A 16,481-nucleotide genomic window follows, 5' to 3' on the forward strand; every position below is an offset into this window, starting at 1 on the left:
GCTAAACTAGTCCTATCAACGAAAGAGGAGGTCTTGTTATGACACTTTTAAAAGTAGAACAAGTCAATAAAATATATACAGGAAACGTGCAATACCAGGCAATTTCTAATCTGGATTTATCGGTTGAAAAAGGAGAATTCGTGGGGATTATGGGCCCCTCAGGTAGCGGAAAAACAACGCTACTCAACATGATCGCTACCATCGACCCACCAACAAGCGGGACTGTGCAAATCCATGATGCAAACCCCTATACATTATCTTTTGATAAACTCGCCGAATTTAGACGGAAGGAACTCGGTTTTATTTTCCAATCATTTAATCTATTGGATACGTTGACCGTCCGTGAAAATATTTTACTACCACTCACACTCGATGGCACCCCACTGGAAACGATGAATGAAAAGTTAGATGTGATTGCTGCAAAGCTTGGCATCACGCCGATTTTAGATAAGCGGACGTATCAGATTTCAGGTGGTGAGTCACAACGGACAGCCGTTGCGCGCGCTGCGATTCATGAACCGAAATTATTTTTAGCGGATGAACCTACGGGAAATTTGGATTCCAAAAATAGTGAGGAAGTCATGCAACTACTTAGCCGATTGAATAAAGAAGAGGAAGCGACCATCCTGCTCGTCACGCATGATCCGCAAGCTGCATCCTACTGCGATCGCGTTGTATTTATTAAAGATGGTTCGCTATACAACGAAATTTATCGCGGCGATAACACGGCTGTCTTTTACCAGCAAATTATGGACACTTTGACGCTACTAGGAGGAAAACAACATGTCATTCCGCCAGTTCGTCATTAATAATGTTCGCCGTAATCCGAAAGTCTATGGTCCTTATTTCTTTACTAGTTTTTTCGCGGTGACGATGTTTTTTGTCTATGCTTTGCTCGTTTTTCACCCTGAATTTAAGGACAGTATTGATTCTTCTAGCGAAACCATGAGTTATTTTGCGATGATTGGTTTTCAAGTTTCACAGGTGATTATCGTTATTTTCTCAGCTTTTGCGATTTTTTACGCCGTTAGTACGTTTTTGAAAACGAGAAAAGCAGAATTTGGTTTACTGCTCATTCAAGGAATCAATAAGAAACAGCTCGTTAAATTGATTTTCTGGGAGAATATGTTAGCAGGGCTTTCTGCGGTCGTTTGCGGGGTTATCTTTGGATTTATTTTTTCGAAGGTCATCTTGCTGATCTGTTCTAAAATCTTAGCGTTAACGGAAACATTGCCTTTTTACTTCCCTTGGAAACCGATTTTGCTTACATTTGGCGTTTTTGGATTGATGTTTTTAGTCATTTCTTTCGTTACTTCTTTTACGATTCGCGTCAATAATCTAAAAGCTCTACTCGCCTCACAGAAGGAGCCGAAAAAGGAAATCAAAGCCGCATGGTATATCGCGCTACTTGCTTTAGTGCTTATTACAACCGGATACGGCATCGTTCTTATTTTTACAAATCGTGAATCGTTCGCTCTCACCCCGCTCTTCACCGGCGTCATTCTAGTCGTCATTGGCACCTATTTCTTCTTTAGTCAGTTGCTTGTTTTTATGCTAACACGTTTGCGTAAGAGAGAACGTTTCTTTTTTAAACGCACAAATCTTCTTACGTTTTCAGAGTTAATCTATCAAATGCGTGATAATGTGAGTACGTTCTTCATCGTGGCGATTATCTCTGCAACAGCGATTACTGCGATGGGAACGAGCTCAGCGATTGGTAGTAGCGGGCTTGCGGAGATGTCGGAAAACCCATATGCGATTACGTATACCGGTTATGGGCAAGACACGATTAGCAAAGATATCATTTCCTATACAGAAAAAACGCTCCAAGGCGATTCCTATAAAAGAGCGAATGGACATTTCTATCAATTCTCTGACGATACCGATGTTTTTTATACTTTCTTGTCCATAGAAGACTATAATGCATTGATGGACTTGAGAAATGAAGCAAAAATAACGACACCACCAGGAACAGTCGTCTTGCTTCCAACAGAAAGTCTCAGTGAACTCCATTTGAAAAGTGATGCTCCTGATAAAATTGAAATTCAGCTTTCGAATCAAAAAACAACGCTACCTGTTGAAAAAGTAGCGCCGATCAATCGTTTCCCGTATGCTTCCAGTTCCAGCAGTGTAGAAATCGGGACAATAATTGCCAATCAAGCAGATATTGATGCGTTATGGCAGGAAGCAGAAGTTCGTTATAAAAACCCCAAGGATAACTATAATTCAAAAATTCCATACACCATTTTTCATATGGTTGACTGGGAAAGCACCGCAGCCTCTGCAAAAAAACTACAAAATAATGTTGATAGTTGGAATGAAAAAAATCAAGACAGTGACAAAGGTATCTATACTGGTTTTGAATCACTCGCTATACAGTGGCAAACTATGCAACAAACCAACGGCCTTCTTCTCCTACTGACCGTCTTATGCGGTGCTGTCTTCTACACCTTCTCGGCCGGATTCATCTACTTGCGCTTGCATAGCGATTTGAAACGAGACGAGCAACAATACAAAATGCTTTTCAAAATTGGTTTAACGAAATCCGAACTGCATAAAATCGTAGCGAGGCAACTACGCGTCATGTTTTTCTTACCGCTTTTCGTGGCAGTTATCCATTCACTCGTAGCCTTCCTCGCCCTACAAAACTTACTTGATTTCAATATTTGGCAAAATGTTGGTATCGTGATTGGTATCTTTATCGCCGTCCAAGCTATCTATTATTTCTTCGTGAAATATCAGTACTTGAAACAGCTACGTCGCATCATGAAGTAATCGCGCTGCTCGGATCAAAGCCAGCAATATCGGTTTTCGGCGTCCTCCCTTGAATCAAATCAACAAGAATTTTGGCAACGTAAGGGCCTGTTGTGAGTCCTGATGAGCCTAATCCATTAGCTACAAAAATATGCTTTGCAGTTGGCAAGGTACCAATAACTGGCGTGAAGTCTGGTGTGAATGGTCGCGTACCTACCCGGATTTCCGCCAGTTTTGCGTTTTTTACAGCCGGAGCAAAGCGAGCAATCTCCTCTAAAATTTCTTCGATGGCCGCCTCGGTTGGTTCCAAGTCAAAACCGCCCTCATTCTCATGTGTGGCACCAATGATTACCCGACCATCATCAAATGGCACGATACTTTTCGCACTCGGTGGCAAAACAACCGGCCATTCATTCGTGTCGATACCCTCCTCAAATTGAAGATGGAGTAGTTGTCCTTTTTGCGGGTGAATCGCGGCTTGTAGTCCGAGCGGTTGCACTAATTCTGGCAACCAAGCCCCCGCTGCGAGTATGATTTTGTCAGCAATAATGACCTCATTTCCGATAGCAACGATGACCGTATCGCCATGCTTCTCGAGTTGCGCTTTATCACGAATGATCTTAGCGCCATGCCTTGTTGCTGCGTCCGCTAACGCCAAAACGAGCAATTTCCCGTCCACGCGCGCGCCACCACTCACAAAAACGCCTCCGAATGCTGGATTTACAATCGGAAATTTCGCTTGCGTTTCCGCTTTCGACAATTGTTTAATATCACCGATTTCTGATGCCTCCTCGTGGCGATCACGGGCAATTTGCTCTAATTCCGCAAGCTTCGTCTCGTCTTCTCGTAAACACAATGCACCAACCATTTTATAACCCGTATTCAGCGTCGTATCTTGCGCGAGTTCTTGCATGAGCGTCGGATAATAGCGCGCACTATCTTTGGCCAGCTCGTACCACACCTTGTTCCGGCGCTTCGATAACCACGGACACACAATCCCAGCCGCTGCAACTGTTGCCTGACCTGGCTCTTTTTTATCGATAACGATGACTTCTTTTTGTTGCTTGGCGAGTAAATACGCAGCCGTCATGCCCACGATTCCTCCGCCAATAATGACGATTTTCTCCATTTTTATGCACCCCGCTTCACCCCTCATTATACAAATTCCGAACATTTCTGACAAGCGCAGGGAAATTAGTCGATTTTTTAGCCACTTCTGGTGTAGAATATAGACAGGATAACTAAAGGAGTAGGATGCAAAATGATGAATGGATATGCACGATTAAATGACCCTTTTCAAAATAAAGGTACAGCGTTTACAGTGACAGAACGCGCGGAATGGGGCTTGGACGGCTTGATTCCCGCGACAATCGAGACGCTAGAACAACAGGCAACGCGTATTTATGCGGCTTTACATAAAAAAACGACACCCCTCGAGAAACATCTGTTTTTGATGACGCTTTATAGTGAGAATCGGACGCTATTTTATAAAGTAGTGATCGATCATGTGACGGAGTTGATGCCGATTATCTATACGCCAACGATTGGAGACGCGGTGATGCACTATCACAAAAACTGGGAAAACCCGCAAGACGCGCTGTTTTTGCAGGCAGATAGTGCGCTCGATTTGGTTTCGCTTTTCCAAAATAATGTTCCGAATCCTGAGAAAATAAAGATGATTGTCGTGACGGACGGGGAAGGCATTCTTGGAATTGGCGATTGGGGCTTGAACGGGGTCAGCATTGCGATTGGAAAATTGGCGGTCTATACGGTTGCGGCGGGGCTTGCGCCAGATTGTGTGTTGCCGATCGTCATCGATGCTGGTACGAATAACAAGGCCTTGCGCGCCGACACTCGCTATTTAGGAAGTCGGACGTCGCGCTTAGAGACACCTGCATATGATACATTCATCGCCCGTTTTGTGGCTGCCGTCAAAACTTGTTTCCCAAAAGCCGTACTTCATTGGGAGGATTTCGGACGAGACAACGCAAGCCGAATTTTAGAAACGTATCGTCAAGAATTATGCACGTTTAACGACGATATTCAAGGAACTGGCGCGATGGTTGTTGCAGCGGCCCTTGCTACTACGCGCGTATCAAATTTACCGCTGAGCGAGCAACGCATTGTGATTTTTGGTGCTGGGACGGCGGGCATCGGTATTGCCGATCAATTGGTCGCAGAAATGGTCGCCAATGAAGGCTTAACCGCCGAACAGGCAAAAGCTCGTTTTTACTTGGTGGATCGCCCTGGCTTGGTGATATCCGACTTGCCAAACCTAACTGCTGGACAGCAAAAATATGCACGTGACACTGCCGATTTTGCAGAGAAATTAACGAACTTACTCGCGATTGTGCAACATGTTAAACCGACGATGCTGATTGGTTGTTCTGGCGTAACGGGCGCCTTTTCAAAGGAGATTGTACTGGAAATGAGTCGCCATGTCGAACGCCCTGCCATTTTGCCTCTATCGAATCCGACAAAGCTTGCTGAGGCTACTGCGCGCGATTTAATCAACTGGACAAAAGGGAAGGCGCTTGTCGTGACTGGGAGCCCTTCTGAGCCTGTTTTGTTTGATGGCCATACTTATTTTATCGGACAAGCTAACAACGCCCTACTTTATCCTGGGCTCGGCCTCGCAGCAGTGATTACCGAAGCTCGCGAAATTACGGACGACATGTTAGCCGCTGCCAGTCACGCCGTTGCTACACAAGTTGAAGATGTCAGCACAATCGGCGCGGCCTTACTCCCACCAGTTGCGACGTTACGCGACACATCACACGCTGTTACACTCGCCGTTGTGGAAAAAACAATCGAACTCGGATTAAACAAACGCGCGATTTCAAATCCACTGGAAGCTGTCAATGAATCAATTTGGCTTCCTCAATATAAGGAGTGAACGCCCATGTTGGATACGCGATTAAAAAAACTAGTCACCGATGGCATTGTGCCAGGCATTTCCTACGCCATCATCACACCTCATCGCACAAAACAACATGTTATCGGTATGAAACAACTCATCCCTGAAAAAGTAATGCTAGAGCCAGACGCCGTCTACGATATCGCATCCTTAACGAAAGTCATCGCAACGACAACTCTAGTTTTGCAGCATATCGAAGCTGGACGCTTGCACCTAGCTGATAAAGTACACGATTTCCTACCAGATTTTCGCTATCCAGAGGTCACGATTTTGCACCTTTTAACACATAGTTCTGGTTTGGCAAAAAATATTCCTGCGTACACCATCGAATCAAAAGAAGACGTCTATCGTTACTGTATAGCGACGCCACAAGCCAATCCTGCGGGAACAAATGTCACCTACGCAGATGCCAATTTTCTACTACTCGGCTATATCGTGGAGCAACTAGGCGACGATTTAGAGGCACAAGTCACACGCAACATCTTGACACCGCTCGCCATGCGAAACACGAGCTACCATCCCACTTCACCAGAATCCTGCGTCCCAACCGAAGACCACCCAAATCGCGGCGTTATCACAGGTACCGTCCACGATTTCAAAGCTTGGCAAATGGACAGCGTCGCAGGTCACGCCGGCTTATTCAGCAATCTCTCAGACCTGATTCATTATACAAAAGCACTGCTTCATGATGGCGAACCAATTCTCAGCAACGAAAGCATCACCAATATCGCCAAAAACTACACACCAGATTTAAATCGTTCACGCGGCCTCGGCTGGGATTTAGTCCCGTCTACGGATCATTTCGCTATGTACCATACCGGTTTCACAGGCACTTTCATCGTCATCGATTTGCAACACAAAACAGCGCTGATCGTCCTCACAAACCGCGTACATCCGAGCCGAGATAATGCGATTTTTCTAGAACGTCGCGACGAAATCGTAGAACAATTCATGCAAGACTTAGGAGGAAAAACATGACAATCGAAGAATATATAGACGACATAGCACCCGATAAAAAAGACGCTTTTGCTAAACTTATGCACGTGGTGGATGCCAACATTCCAGCCGGTTTCGAAAAAGAAATCCAGTATGGCATGCCTTCCTACGTTGTTCCAAAATCCCGTTACCCCGATGGTTACCACTGCGATTCAAATCTTTCGCTTCCCTTTTTCGCCATCGCAGCGCAAAAACAACACATCGCTGTATACCACATGGGAATTTTCGGCAATGAAGCCCTTTTAGACTGGTTCCAAACCGAGTATCCTAAACATATGACCACCAAACTCAACATGGGAAAAGGCTGCATTCGATTCACAAACCCGAAGAAAATCCCATACGAACTGATCGGCGAGCTATCAAGTAAAGTCACTGTGGATGATTGGATTAAACAATATGAAACGACCATGAAAAAATAAAAGTGGAGGCAATCCCAATTTTTCTAGGGGAAACTGCCTCCACTTATTATATTTGTCTTAGCGCAATGCCGCATTGACTCCCGCCAAGCGCCCTGTCACAAGCGCACACGTAATATTATAACCACCCGTGTACCCGTTAATATCTAATATTTCACCGCAGAAAAATAAACCTGGCATCAACTTCGATTGCATTTCTTTCGGCATAATCTCCTTCACAGAAACACCGCCACCCGTCACGAAAGCCTTCTCGAAATCGAGCGTCCCGTTCACTTGGAATGTAAATTTCTTCAATGTTTCGATGAACGCCTGCCATTTTTTCTGTGCAACCGAAATACAATCAGCATCGATATCAATTTCCGCGCGTTCCAATAAAAACAATAACATCCGCTCTTGCATTACCGATTTCAACGCATTTTTGACGGCCTTTTTAGGATTATCCTTCACGAGCCCCATCACTTCCTGCTCCAATTCCCCTTTTGATATATCTGGAAAAAAGTCAATCATCATCGTTAGTTCCGGAACCGCGAATTTCTTCAAACCTTGAATCACGAATTGGCTACAGCGCAATGCTGCTGGACCCGACACCCCAAAATGCGTGAAGATCATGTCCATTTGATGCGTAATAATCGGTTTTCCTTTTGGATTTAGAACCGAGAGCGCCACGTCACGTAGAGAAATGCCTTGCAGCACTTTGCTCTTGATAAAGGCCTCGCGCGATGTAATTGGAACCTCTGTCGGATATAATTCCGTAATCGTATGCCCAGCCTCGCGCGCCCAGGCATAGCCATCTCCCGTCGATCCTGTCCGCGGTACTGATTTGCCACCAACAGCCACAATCACAGCTCGCGCACCGATTTCTTGACCATCCGCAAGCGTAATGCCCACAACCTGCCCTTCTTGGTAGTTCACACGCTTCACTGGCGTTTTCATATAGATTTTCACGTTTAGCTTATCGAGCCGTGAAATCATCGCATCAGCCACTGAACGCGCGCTGTCCGTCACAGGGAACATCCGGCCATGATCCTCTTCCTTCAAAGCCACCCCTAATTTCTCAAAAAAGGCGATGATATCTTCATTATTAAATTCCGAAAATGGACTATACATAAAGCGCCCATTCCCCGGTATATTCTTGATAATTTCTTCCGCAGGCTTGCGATTCGTCACATTACAACGCCCACCGCCCGACAAAATCAGTTTTCTGCCTAGTTTTGGCCCTTTTTCAACGAGCAGAACCCGCTTATTTTTCTCCGCCGCCGCGATTGCCGCCATCAATCCCGACGGCCCACCACCAATAACAATTACATCAAAATCCATCCAATCATCCTTCTCCCCATCAAAAAACGCCCATTACAGAGCGTTTTTCTAATTCTAGTTTCGATTCATACCTGTAAAAATTAAAATCAATCTTAAAAGCTCCAAAACGGCTACTGCCATCGCTGCAACGTACGTCATTGCGGCTGCACTTAACACTTTACGAGCTTGTGGTAATTCGTCTGATTCGACAAGGCCAAGTTGATTGATTTGTACGAGTGCACGTTTTGAAGCGTCAAACTCGACTGGTAATGTAATTAACTGGAACAATACACCGATTGCCATTAAAACAATCCCTATCAACATTAAGTTTGGCAAAGTCGCCAACATCCCGATGATTAAGAACACCCAAGAGGCATTCGAACTAAACATCGTAATTGGGACAAGTGCCGAACGAAAACGCATAAACGAGTAGTTCTCTGCATCTTGAATCGCGTGCCCCACCTCATGTGCCGCTACCGCTGTTCCCGCAATCGAACGACCATTAAAGTTCGCCGATGATAGAAACACCGCTTTTTTACGTGGATCATAGTGATCACTTAGCACGCCACCAGTTTCATGCACCGGCACGTTTGACAAACCGTTTGCATCCAAGATTTGACGCGCCACCTGCGCTCCAGTCAATCCCGTGCGTATTGCCACCTTCGAATAATGCGAATAAGTGCTTTTGACACGATATTGCGCCCATAAAGGTATTAATGCCACAATCAAAAAATAAACGATATACATTTGAATACTCATCTTAAATCCCCATCCTAACTACTACGTATTACCTTAATTATATAGGAGAAAACGCCAAACCTCAACAACTTTTAGGCTTCATGAGGAAATTCTAATTTAAAGGCACCCTTTTTCAGCGTTTTTTCATAAACCGTCCATAAAACGAAAATCGTCAGCCAGAATGTGCAGTATCCAATCGTCGTTATGTACTGGTCAAGCCCTCCATAAATCGGCATCTGGCCAAATAAGTAGTCAATGACATCATTATGTAACACCCAAATCGCTGCGATTGCAAAATGCTCAAACTTAATCCTGTAAAATGGCGCATAAACCAGTCCCTGCACTGCCATTAAACCATGCGACGTAAGCAACATCAAACTCATCGTATCCAAGTACCCCAAATTTATCATGTAAGCAATATTCATCCCAACAGCCCATAATCCGTATTTCACCAAGCAAACAAACGCCAGCGCCTCCATTAGCGGCCAATGTTTCTTCGCCAGCCAAGCCATCAAAACAAATACAAAAAATAAAATCGCCGTCGGACTATCCGGCACAAAAATCCAAAATCGTGGTTCTGTAATTTTCAGTTGAGGAACGTACCAAATATACCCATACACAGCCCCCAACAAATTGACAATGAACAGCAACCGCAAAAACGACCTGTTCGCCAAATAACGATACATCCTGCACCCCCATAAGAACTCTCTTTTCCCATAATACCAGACTTCCTCCTCAAACGAAAAACAAAAGCACCTATCCAAAAGGACAGATGCTTCTCAAATTAGCTATATTGTTTAAACTGCTCCATCAAGCTCTGGAATCGTTCCTCGTCGTGCGCATCCAATGCCTCATCGATTTCAAGCAACAATTTCTCTTTTGAAAAATGTTCCACAACCGTATCCAAGAACTGCGCCGCGATTTGCTTCTCCTTATCCGAAATCTGTAGCTCTTCAAACGGATTATCCTCGCGCACAAAAGCGTAACGAGGAGAAGTCAAGCTTTCCGGGAAATGCAACTGAATATAAATGTCCTCATCCCAATTCAAACGAATATCATGAAACGCCTTCTCTGGATCCGTCGTCACAATATTCCCCTTAAAGAATCGAAACGGCTCGTCATCCACTCCGAGAGCAGTGAGCACAAGTCCACGAGGGCACCCTTCTGCATTATCAACGAAGTGAACATATTTCATAATTTGGTCATGACCTGCAATATAATTTAGAATCCACATCGATTCTCTAATTTTCATTTGATGCTTATTTAACAACCATCTAACAAATTCCTTCTTGTCTTCAATGCTAATTGATGCTTTCATTTCACTCACTCCTTCCCATCAAAGTGGGGATTAATAACCTAATAAACTTAAAATCTCTTCATCACCGGGCTCGAGTGTCAAATACATGGCCAATACTTCTTCCGACTTCGCAATATCGCCGTCTTCGCGTAAAAATAAGCCATATTCCTTCAAGAATGTCGCGTTTTCGCTAAAATGCGGATGCGCTAATTCATAGTTTTCTTTTGCTTTATTATAGATATCCAGCTCCTGATATGCAACACTTACGTCCCAGAAAATTTGCGGTTCCGTGACAATTTCGCGTTCTAACGATTCCACGAGCTCTACAATGCCCTCATGATCATCTTTTTTCAGCAAAATTTTATTCACTTCTAAAATCGCATCGATGAACTCTGGATCAAGCGCAATCGCCTGACGGAAATAATGTTCCGCATCCGCCGCCCGATCGTTTTTCCAAGCCAATTTTCCAGCTTCCAAAAACATTTCTTTATTGAATTCATCCTGCTTCAAACCATCGACCAATGCTTCCAGCGCTTTATCTGGCTCGCCATTTTCCTCGTAGCTCTTAGCAAGGTACGTGTAAAGTGTCGTGAATCCCGGATCGTGCTCTTTCAAGCGTTCTAAAGCTGAGATTGCCTTCGTGTAATCCCTCGCCTGAAAACTCGTCAAACCAAGTCCAAATAGCGTATTAACGTCCTCTTGTTCCGCAATCGCCTTCTCATAATAGCTAATCGCCTCTTCAAAAGAACCACTGCTCGCCAAACTCTCCGCAATCCGTTCAAAAATCTGACTACCCGCAATTTCCGTCACGCCCACATCAAGCACCGCCTGATAACTCTGCACCGCCGACGCAAATCGTGCCGTTGACAAATAAAATTCACCCAATGCAAAATCAATCACAGCCTCATTTGGAAGCAAATTTTTGGCCTGCTGTAACTTCGCTTCTGTCACTTCAAAAAGCCCCTGCATCTGATACAAATCTGCGAGCACTAGCAAGCTCTCCGGGTACGCTTCGTCCTGCGTATTGACCTGTTCCAAATATTCCATCGCCGTCTCGATATCATCCTTCTCAATCGCGACCTCTGCTGCACGAACCAATAATTCCCCTTCGTCCTTATACTTCGCAAGCAAAAGTTCATACAAATCTTCCGCTTCCTCCAAGAAACCCAGTTGCATCAATTGTTCCGCTAACCAATACTGCTCCTCATCCGTTCCATCTTGTAAGGCTTGCTTAAAATATTTCTGCGCCTCAGGCAAGTTTTCCTGCTCTAAAGCCGCTAACATCTGCTCTGCAAATTTCATTAGTAATCTCCTCACATCTATCCTAGTTTCGTAGGCTTATTATAACGGAAAGGTCAAAACAAGTCAAACAGTCTTTCTCCGACCCCCGTTTACTTATTCGCCTGCTCAATCAAGTCAAATAACACTTTATTCTTATATACCCGTTCTCGCCCAATCATTTCCGAAATAAGAAAACCGTGCTCCTCCAACTTTTGCAAATAAGTCACCGCAGTCCGTCGAGAAATATTTAGATGTTGTTCCACATATATAATCTTCGTATAAAATTCATAAAACAGTGTTTCGACTAGCTCCTTTGAGTATAATTTAGGCAACTTCTCCTTCAACGCCTGCCCGTACTCAGCCATTGCCTCCGTAATCGAACGAATGATTTTTAGCGTCTCTTGCGCCGTTTCTTCTACCCCTTTTAAAATATACACCACCCACTCCTCAAAGTAAGCGCTATCCTGCTGTATTTTTAGGAGTAACACGTAATATTCTTTCTTCGTACGCAAAATATACTTGCTCAAATAAAGCACCGGACTCTCGAGTAGTCCCATCAATACAAGGTACAATATATTCAAAATTCTCCCACTACGCCCGTTCCCATCGTAAAATGGATGAATTGCCTCGAACTGGTAATGAATAAGCGCCAACTTGATGAGTGGATCCGTGCCGTCATCCAAATTAATATACTGCTCCAGATCCGCCAGTAAATCTCTAATTTCCAATTCTGATTGTGGTGGCGTGTAGATGATCTCATCTGTCGTTACGTTTTTGATAGCCGTACCAGGGACTTTACGAATCCCCGTTCTGCTATTTTCAATGATGCGTTGGATATGTTCGATGAGAGCCGTTGTGATGATGTCCCGTTTTAAGATATACTGATAGCCTTCCCAAAGCGCGTGTCGATAGTTGAGCACTTCTTTCGTAGCGGCGTCACGCACTTTATCTTTGGACATCGCTTGATATAAATCGTCATGTGTCGTGATAATTTGTTCGATTGCCGAGCTATCTTTGGCTTCATTAAGTGTCATTGCATTAATCAGGATGTACTGATTCGGTATCGTCGCGGAATATCCTTTTAATTCTGCCAAGGCACGATTCGACTTTGCCAATTGCTTATAAATGGTTACTGTATCTGTGTTTACGTTGTGTTTAGGCAATTCTAATAGCATTTGAGTCCGTCCCTTCTCTTTCTTTAAGTATAGCACACAAAGCATAATGCGTGCAAAAAAACTTAATTATTGCACACATTATAAAAACGTGTGCAAAAGTTGCACACGTTTTTTCAACTTAATATAAAGAAGCTACATCCTCAAAAAAAGTGGGATAAGAAACTTTGACCGCTTCGGCATTTTCTAACATTACATCAGAATCTGCAAGCAATGCTGCAATTTGCAACATCATTCCCATACGATGATCGCCGTAGGATTTTACGGTTGCACCATGCAAGTTTTGTTGCCCCTCGATAATCATACCATCTTCTGTCCCAACGAGTGCCACACCCATTTTCGACAGTTCTGTAACGACAGCATCAATACGATTCGTTTCTTTCACTTTCAATTCTTCTGCGTCTTTAATGACCGTTCTTCCCGTCGCTTGGGATGCCAATAACGCAATGACTGGCAATTCATCGATGAGACGCGGAATAATGTCGCCACCTATCTCAATGCCCTTTAAATCACTCGATTCAACGGTAATCGTTCCGGCCGGCTCGTCCCCAACTGCGCTTGTTTTTTCAACGGTAATTTTCCCGCCCATCGCTTGGACAACATCGATAATCCCTGTTCGCGTTGGGTTAATGCCGACATTTTCTAGACGAATTTTGCTGTTGGGAATGATTAATCCCGCGACAATGAAGAACGCTGCGGAGGAAATATCGCCTGGAACAACGACTTCCTGGCCTCGGAATTTCTGACCGCCAGAAACACGAATCGTCAGGTCATCCACTTCGATTTCCCCACCAAATTGGCGTATCATTTGCTCGGTGTGGTCGCGCGTCTTTTCTTTTTCGATGATTGTTGTTTCACCCTCTGCTTGTAGTGCCGCAAAAATAATTGCGCTCTTCACCTGTGCACTAGCAACGGGTAACGTGTATGTCATGGTGTCAAGCTTTGTTCCAATCACTTTTACCGGTGCAAAATTAGCTTCCTTCGCTTCAAAAATCGCACCCATTTCGCGCAGTGGCTTCATCACCCGGCCCATCGGACGTTTTGCAATCGAAGCATCACCCTCGATTTTCGCGTCAAACGAACGCCCAGCTAAAATTCCCAACATCAACCGAATCGTCGTTCCTGAATTGCCTACATCCAGTGTTTCCGCTGGTTTTTGCAAGCCGTCCCAGCCTTTACCTTGCACCACTATTTTTTCTGGCGTTACGTCAATTGTCACACCTAGCGCGCGAAATACGCCAATCGTGCTCAGGCAATCTTCTCCCATTAAAAAGTTAGTCACCGTCGTTGTACCTTCCGCCAAAGCACCAAACATAATGCTTCTGTGAGAGATCGACTTATCTCCTGGAACTCGAATCGTCCCATTTAATCCTTGCTTATTCGTAATTAACTGCATCGTTTTCCCCCTAAAAGTGACATTGGTAATGACTATATTTCTCGATACAACGCTTCGCACGTTCGCGGTCTTTTTCATTTTGGAATGTAATCTGCAAAATCCCCATGATGTCTTCGCGTGTTTCTAGAATTTTAATATTAATCAAGCTAATTTCTTCTTGCGCAAGAAAACCAGTGACCTCAGAAATGACACCTGGATAGTCAGGCACATCGACAAACAAGTCGTAAAAAGATGGAATCGCGCCTTCTTGATGGACCGGCAACGAATCTCGAAACTCTTTCGCCGTATCGAAAAATTGATAAATCGCGTCGCTATCTTCTTTTTCCAGCATATCAATCGCTTCGTTCATACCGTCGCGCCAATTTCCAAGTAGTTCGCGTAACGTGTCTTTATTCGAAAGCGAAATATCCGTCCACATCGTCGGATCAGAAGAAGCAATCCGCGTAATATCGCGAAAACCACCTGCCGCTAAACGAAACGCCGCGGGATGTTCTTGCGTAAAAGCACTCGTCTGATTTACAAGTGCCGCCGCCACAATATGCGGTAAATGACTCAGCATCCCCGTAATATTATCATGCTCCGCCGCCGACAACTCCAAGAATTTCGCATTCGTACCTTCCAACCATTCTCTCAAAAGGGCCACATGCTTTGGGTCCTCGTCCTCACTTGGCGTCAACAAATAATACGCATTCTCAAACAATAACGATTTCGCAGCAGTCACGCCACTTTTGTGCGAACCCGCCATCGGATGCCCACCAATAAATGTATAGCCTGCCTCTTGAATCGCCGTCGCATGTTGCATCACCCGCATTTTCGTGCTACCTGTATCCGTGATGAGCAAACTATCTTTCAGTGGCAGTCCTGGTAACTCCGTTAAAAATTGCTCGGTTTGCTGCACTGGGCAACAAAAAACAAGCAAATCCGCACGCGCAATAACATCCGCCAAATTCGTCGTTCCCTCATCGATAATGCCAAGCGAATCGCCTGCTAAAATCGTTTGTTCTGAAATATCGACACCAATAATATGAGCCTGCGGATGTTTCGCACGAATGCAAAGTGCGATAGATCCACCAATCAGACCAAGTCCGACGATAACGACTGTTCCTTTCATCCTTCAAAACCCCTTACTTTACTAATTGTTGCAGCAACGCAATCACCGCTGCGTTTTCCGCTGCTTTTCCGATCGTTATCCGTACCGCTGTTGGGAATCCAAGCGCCGAGCCAGAACGCACAATATAGCCATTCTTTTCTAAATAGCGAAACACATCGTTTGCCGGTTGCCCGATATCGACTAGGACAAAATTGCCTTGTGATGGGTACACGAAAACCGCTTCATTTTGCGCTGCGAAGGCTTCATATTGTTTTCGACCAGTCGCATTTTCCATACGACATTTCTCAATGAAATCCTGATCCGCCAGTGCAATCTGAGCTAATTTTTGCCCCATTGTCGTCGTGTTAAACGGTGGCCTCACGATGTTAATTTGGCTGATAATTTCGGCGTTCGCAATACCGTAACCAACGCGAGAACTAGCCAGACCGTAAATTTTACTAAATGTGCGCGTAATAATCAGATTCGAAAACTCATAAATCAGCGCTGTATGTGTCTCTGATTGCGGCTCTACGTATTCTATATACGCCTCATCTAGCACCACTAAAACGTCTTTTGGAACTTGACGCAAAAAGTGAATAATCGCATCTAGCGCTATGTAATTTCCAGTCGGATTATTCGGATTGCAAATCCAAACGATACTCGTCGTTTCATCGATAGCCGCAAGCATTCCTGGCAAATCATGATCACCATTTTTCGTTAACGCGATTTCTCGGACTTCCGCGCCTTCAATGCATGCGTTTTGACGATATTGCGGGAATGTTGGCGCGGCCATGACCGTGCTCGTCGAAGGAGACAACAGCGTGCGCGATAGTAACGCAATCAACTCATCGACGCCACTCGTGAAAATCAACTCGTCCTCTTTTACACCATGATACGCTGCGAGTTGCGTTCGTAAATCAGACGCCCAGCCATCCGGATAGATTTCCACACTCACATCCACGTGCTTCAAGTAATCCGCTACTTTTTCAGAAACGCCATGTGGATTTTCATTCGAAGACAGTTTTGTAATTTCCGTCAGGCCTAGTTCCGCCATGACTTGCTCTTCCCGTTTTCCTGGTTTGTATGAATGTAAGCCGTTTAATGTTGTTTTCCATTTCATTCCTGTTA

The 16,481-nt window shown here is 44.6% G+C and carries 15 protein-coding genes; 5 read left to right on the top strand and 10 right to left on the bottom strand.

Features of this window, described 5'->3' with window-relative positions:
• The first annotated feature begins 38 nt into the window (after nucleotides 1–38).
• Both EP58_RS11525 and EP58_RS11530 read left to right on the top strand, forming a co-directional pair.
• Nucleotides 39–809: an ABC transporter ATP-binding protein gene (locus EP58_RS11525; protein WP_036093564.1), complete on the top strand. Its 771-nt coding sequence runs from the start codon at nucleotides 39–41 to the stop codon at nucleotides 807–809.
• Nucleotides 784–2,775, top strand: coding sequence for an ABC transporter permease (locus EP58_RS11530; RefSeq protein WP_036093567.1), 1,992 nt, complete (start codon nucleotides 784–786; stop codon nucleotides 2,773–2,775). Before EP58_RS11525 ends, EP58_RS11530 begins: the two co-directional genes overlap by 26 nt.
• Here EP58_RS11530 and EP58_RS11535 read toward each other — a convergent pair.
• Entirely contained in the window at nucleotides 2,765–3,883 is a 1,119-nt protein-coding gene (locus tag EP58_RS11535) for an NAD(P)/FAD-dependent oxidoreductase (protein WP_036093568.1), read from the bottom strand. The two genes, EP58_RS11530 and EP58_RS11535, sit on opposite strands and share 11 nt — an antisense overlap.
• A 132-nt stretch (nucleotides 3,884–4,015) precedes the next feature.
• On the opposite strand from EP58_RS11535, the gene EP58_RS11540 reads away from it, so the two are divergent.
• From EP58_RS11540 to EP58_RS11550, 3 genes are read left to right on the top strand one after another with little or no spacing between them, the layout of a single operon-like run.
• Nucleotides 4,016–5,650, top strand: coding sequence for an NAD-dependent malic enzyme (locus EP58_RS11540; RefSeq protein WP_036093571.1), 1,635 nt, complete (start codon nucleotides 4,016–4,018; stop codon nucleotides 5,648–5,650).
• A gap of 6 nt (nucleotides 5,651–5,656) precedes the next feature.
• A complete protein-coding gene (locus EP58_RS11545; RefSeq protein ID WP_036093572.1) occupies nucleotides 5,657–6,649 on the top strand; it encodes a serine hydrolase domain-containing protein in 993 nt (330 codons plus the stop codon).
• A complete protein-coding gene (locus tag EP58_RS11550) occupies nucleotides 6,646–7,086 on the top strand; it encodes a DUF1801 domain-containing protein (RefSeq protein ID WP_036093574.1) in 441 nt (146 codons plus the stop codon). The genes EP58_RS11545 and EP58_RS11550 overlap by 4 nt, the downstream gene beginning before the upstream one ends.
• Before the next feature lie 57 nt (nucleotides 7,087–7,143).
• Here the strand turns inward: EP58_RS11550 and EP58_RS11555 are convergent, their stop codons facing one another.
• From EP58_RS11555 to hisC, 9 genes are all read right to left on the bottom strand, one after another.
• The gene (locus EP58_RS11555) at nucleotides 7,144–8,400 is read right to left on the bottom strand and encodes a BaiN/RdsA family NAD(P)/FAD-dependent oxidoreductase (RefSeq protein WP_036093577.1); all 1,257 of its coding nucleotides are present in this window, start codon (nucleotides 8,398–8,400) and stop codon (nucleotides 7,144–7,146) included.
• A gap of 54 nt (nucleotides 8,401–8,454) precedes the next feature.
• Entirely contained in the window at nucleotides 8,455–9,138 is a 684-nt protein-coding gene (locus EP58_RS11560; RefSeq protein WP_036093580.1) for a zinc metallopeptidase, read from the bottom strand.
• A 71-nt stretch (nucleotides 9,139–9,209) separates the two neighbouring features.
• The gene (gene lhaT, locus EP58_RS11565) at nucleotides 9,210–9,803 is read right to left on the bottom strand and encodes a lipoprotein heptaprenylglyceryl N-acetyltransferase LhaT (protein ID WP_036093581.1); all 594 of its coding nucleotides are present in this window, start codon (nucleotides 9,801–9,803) and stop codon (nucleotides 9,210–9,212) included.
• 98 nt (nucleotides 9,804–9,901) lie between these two features.
• A complete protein-coding gene (locus tag EP58_RS11570) occupies nucleotides 9,902–10,435 on the bottom strand; it encodes a ReoY family proteolytic degradation factor (RefSeq protein WP_036093583.1) in 534 nt (177 codons plus the stop codon).
• Nucleotides 10,436–10,465: 30 nt separating this feature from the next.
• Nucleotides 10,466–11,716: a tetratricopeptide repeat protein gene (locus tag EP58_RS11575; RefSeq protein WP_036093584.1), complete on the bottom strand. Its 1,251-nt coding sequence runs from the start codon at nucleotides 11,714–11,716 to the stop codon at nucleotides 10,466–10,468.
• Between the two features lie 89 nt (nucleotides 11,717–11,805).
• Nucleotides 11,806–12,870: a Fic family protein gene (locus EP58_RS11580; protein ID WP_036093585.1), complete on the bottom strand. Its 1,065-nt coding sequence runs from the start codon at nucleotides 12,868–12,870 to the stop codon at nucleotides 11,806–11,808.
• A 118-nt stretch (nucleotides 12,871–12,988) separates the two neighbouring features.
• Entirely contained in the window at nucleotides 12,989–14,263 is a 1,275-nt protein-coding gene (aroA, locus tag EP58_RS11585; protein WP_036093588.1) for a 3-phosphoshikimate 1-carboxyvinyltransferase, read from the bottom strand.
• Between the two features lie 10 nt (nucleotides 14,264–14,273).
• Nucleotides 14,274–15,374 carry a prephenate dehydrogenase gene (locus EP58_RS11590; RefSeq protein ID WP_036093590.1) on the bottom strand — a complete coding sequence of 367 codons (1,101 nt, stop codon included), beginning with the start codon at nucleotides 15,372–15,374 and terminating at the stop codon, nucleotides 14,274–14,276.
• Between the two features lie 13 nt (nucleotides 15,375–15,387).
• Nucleotides 15,388–16,473: a histidinol-phosphate transaminase gene (gene hisC, locus EP58_RS11595; protein WP_036093591.1), complete on the bottom strand. Its 1,086-nt coding sequence runs from the start codon at nucleotides 16,471–16,473 to the stop codon at nucleotides 15,388–15,390.
• Between the last annotated feature and the right edge of the window lie 8 nt (nucleotides 16,474–16,481).

The organism is Paenilisteria newyorkensis, assembly GCF_000766145.1.
In the GTDB taxonomy this organism is placed as follows: Bacteria; Bacillota; Bacilli; order Lactobacillales; family Listeriaceae; genus Listeria_A; species Listeria_A newyorkensis.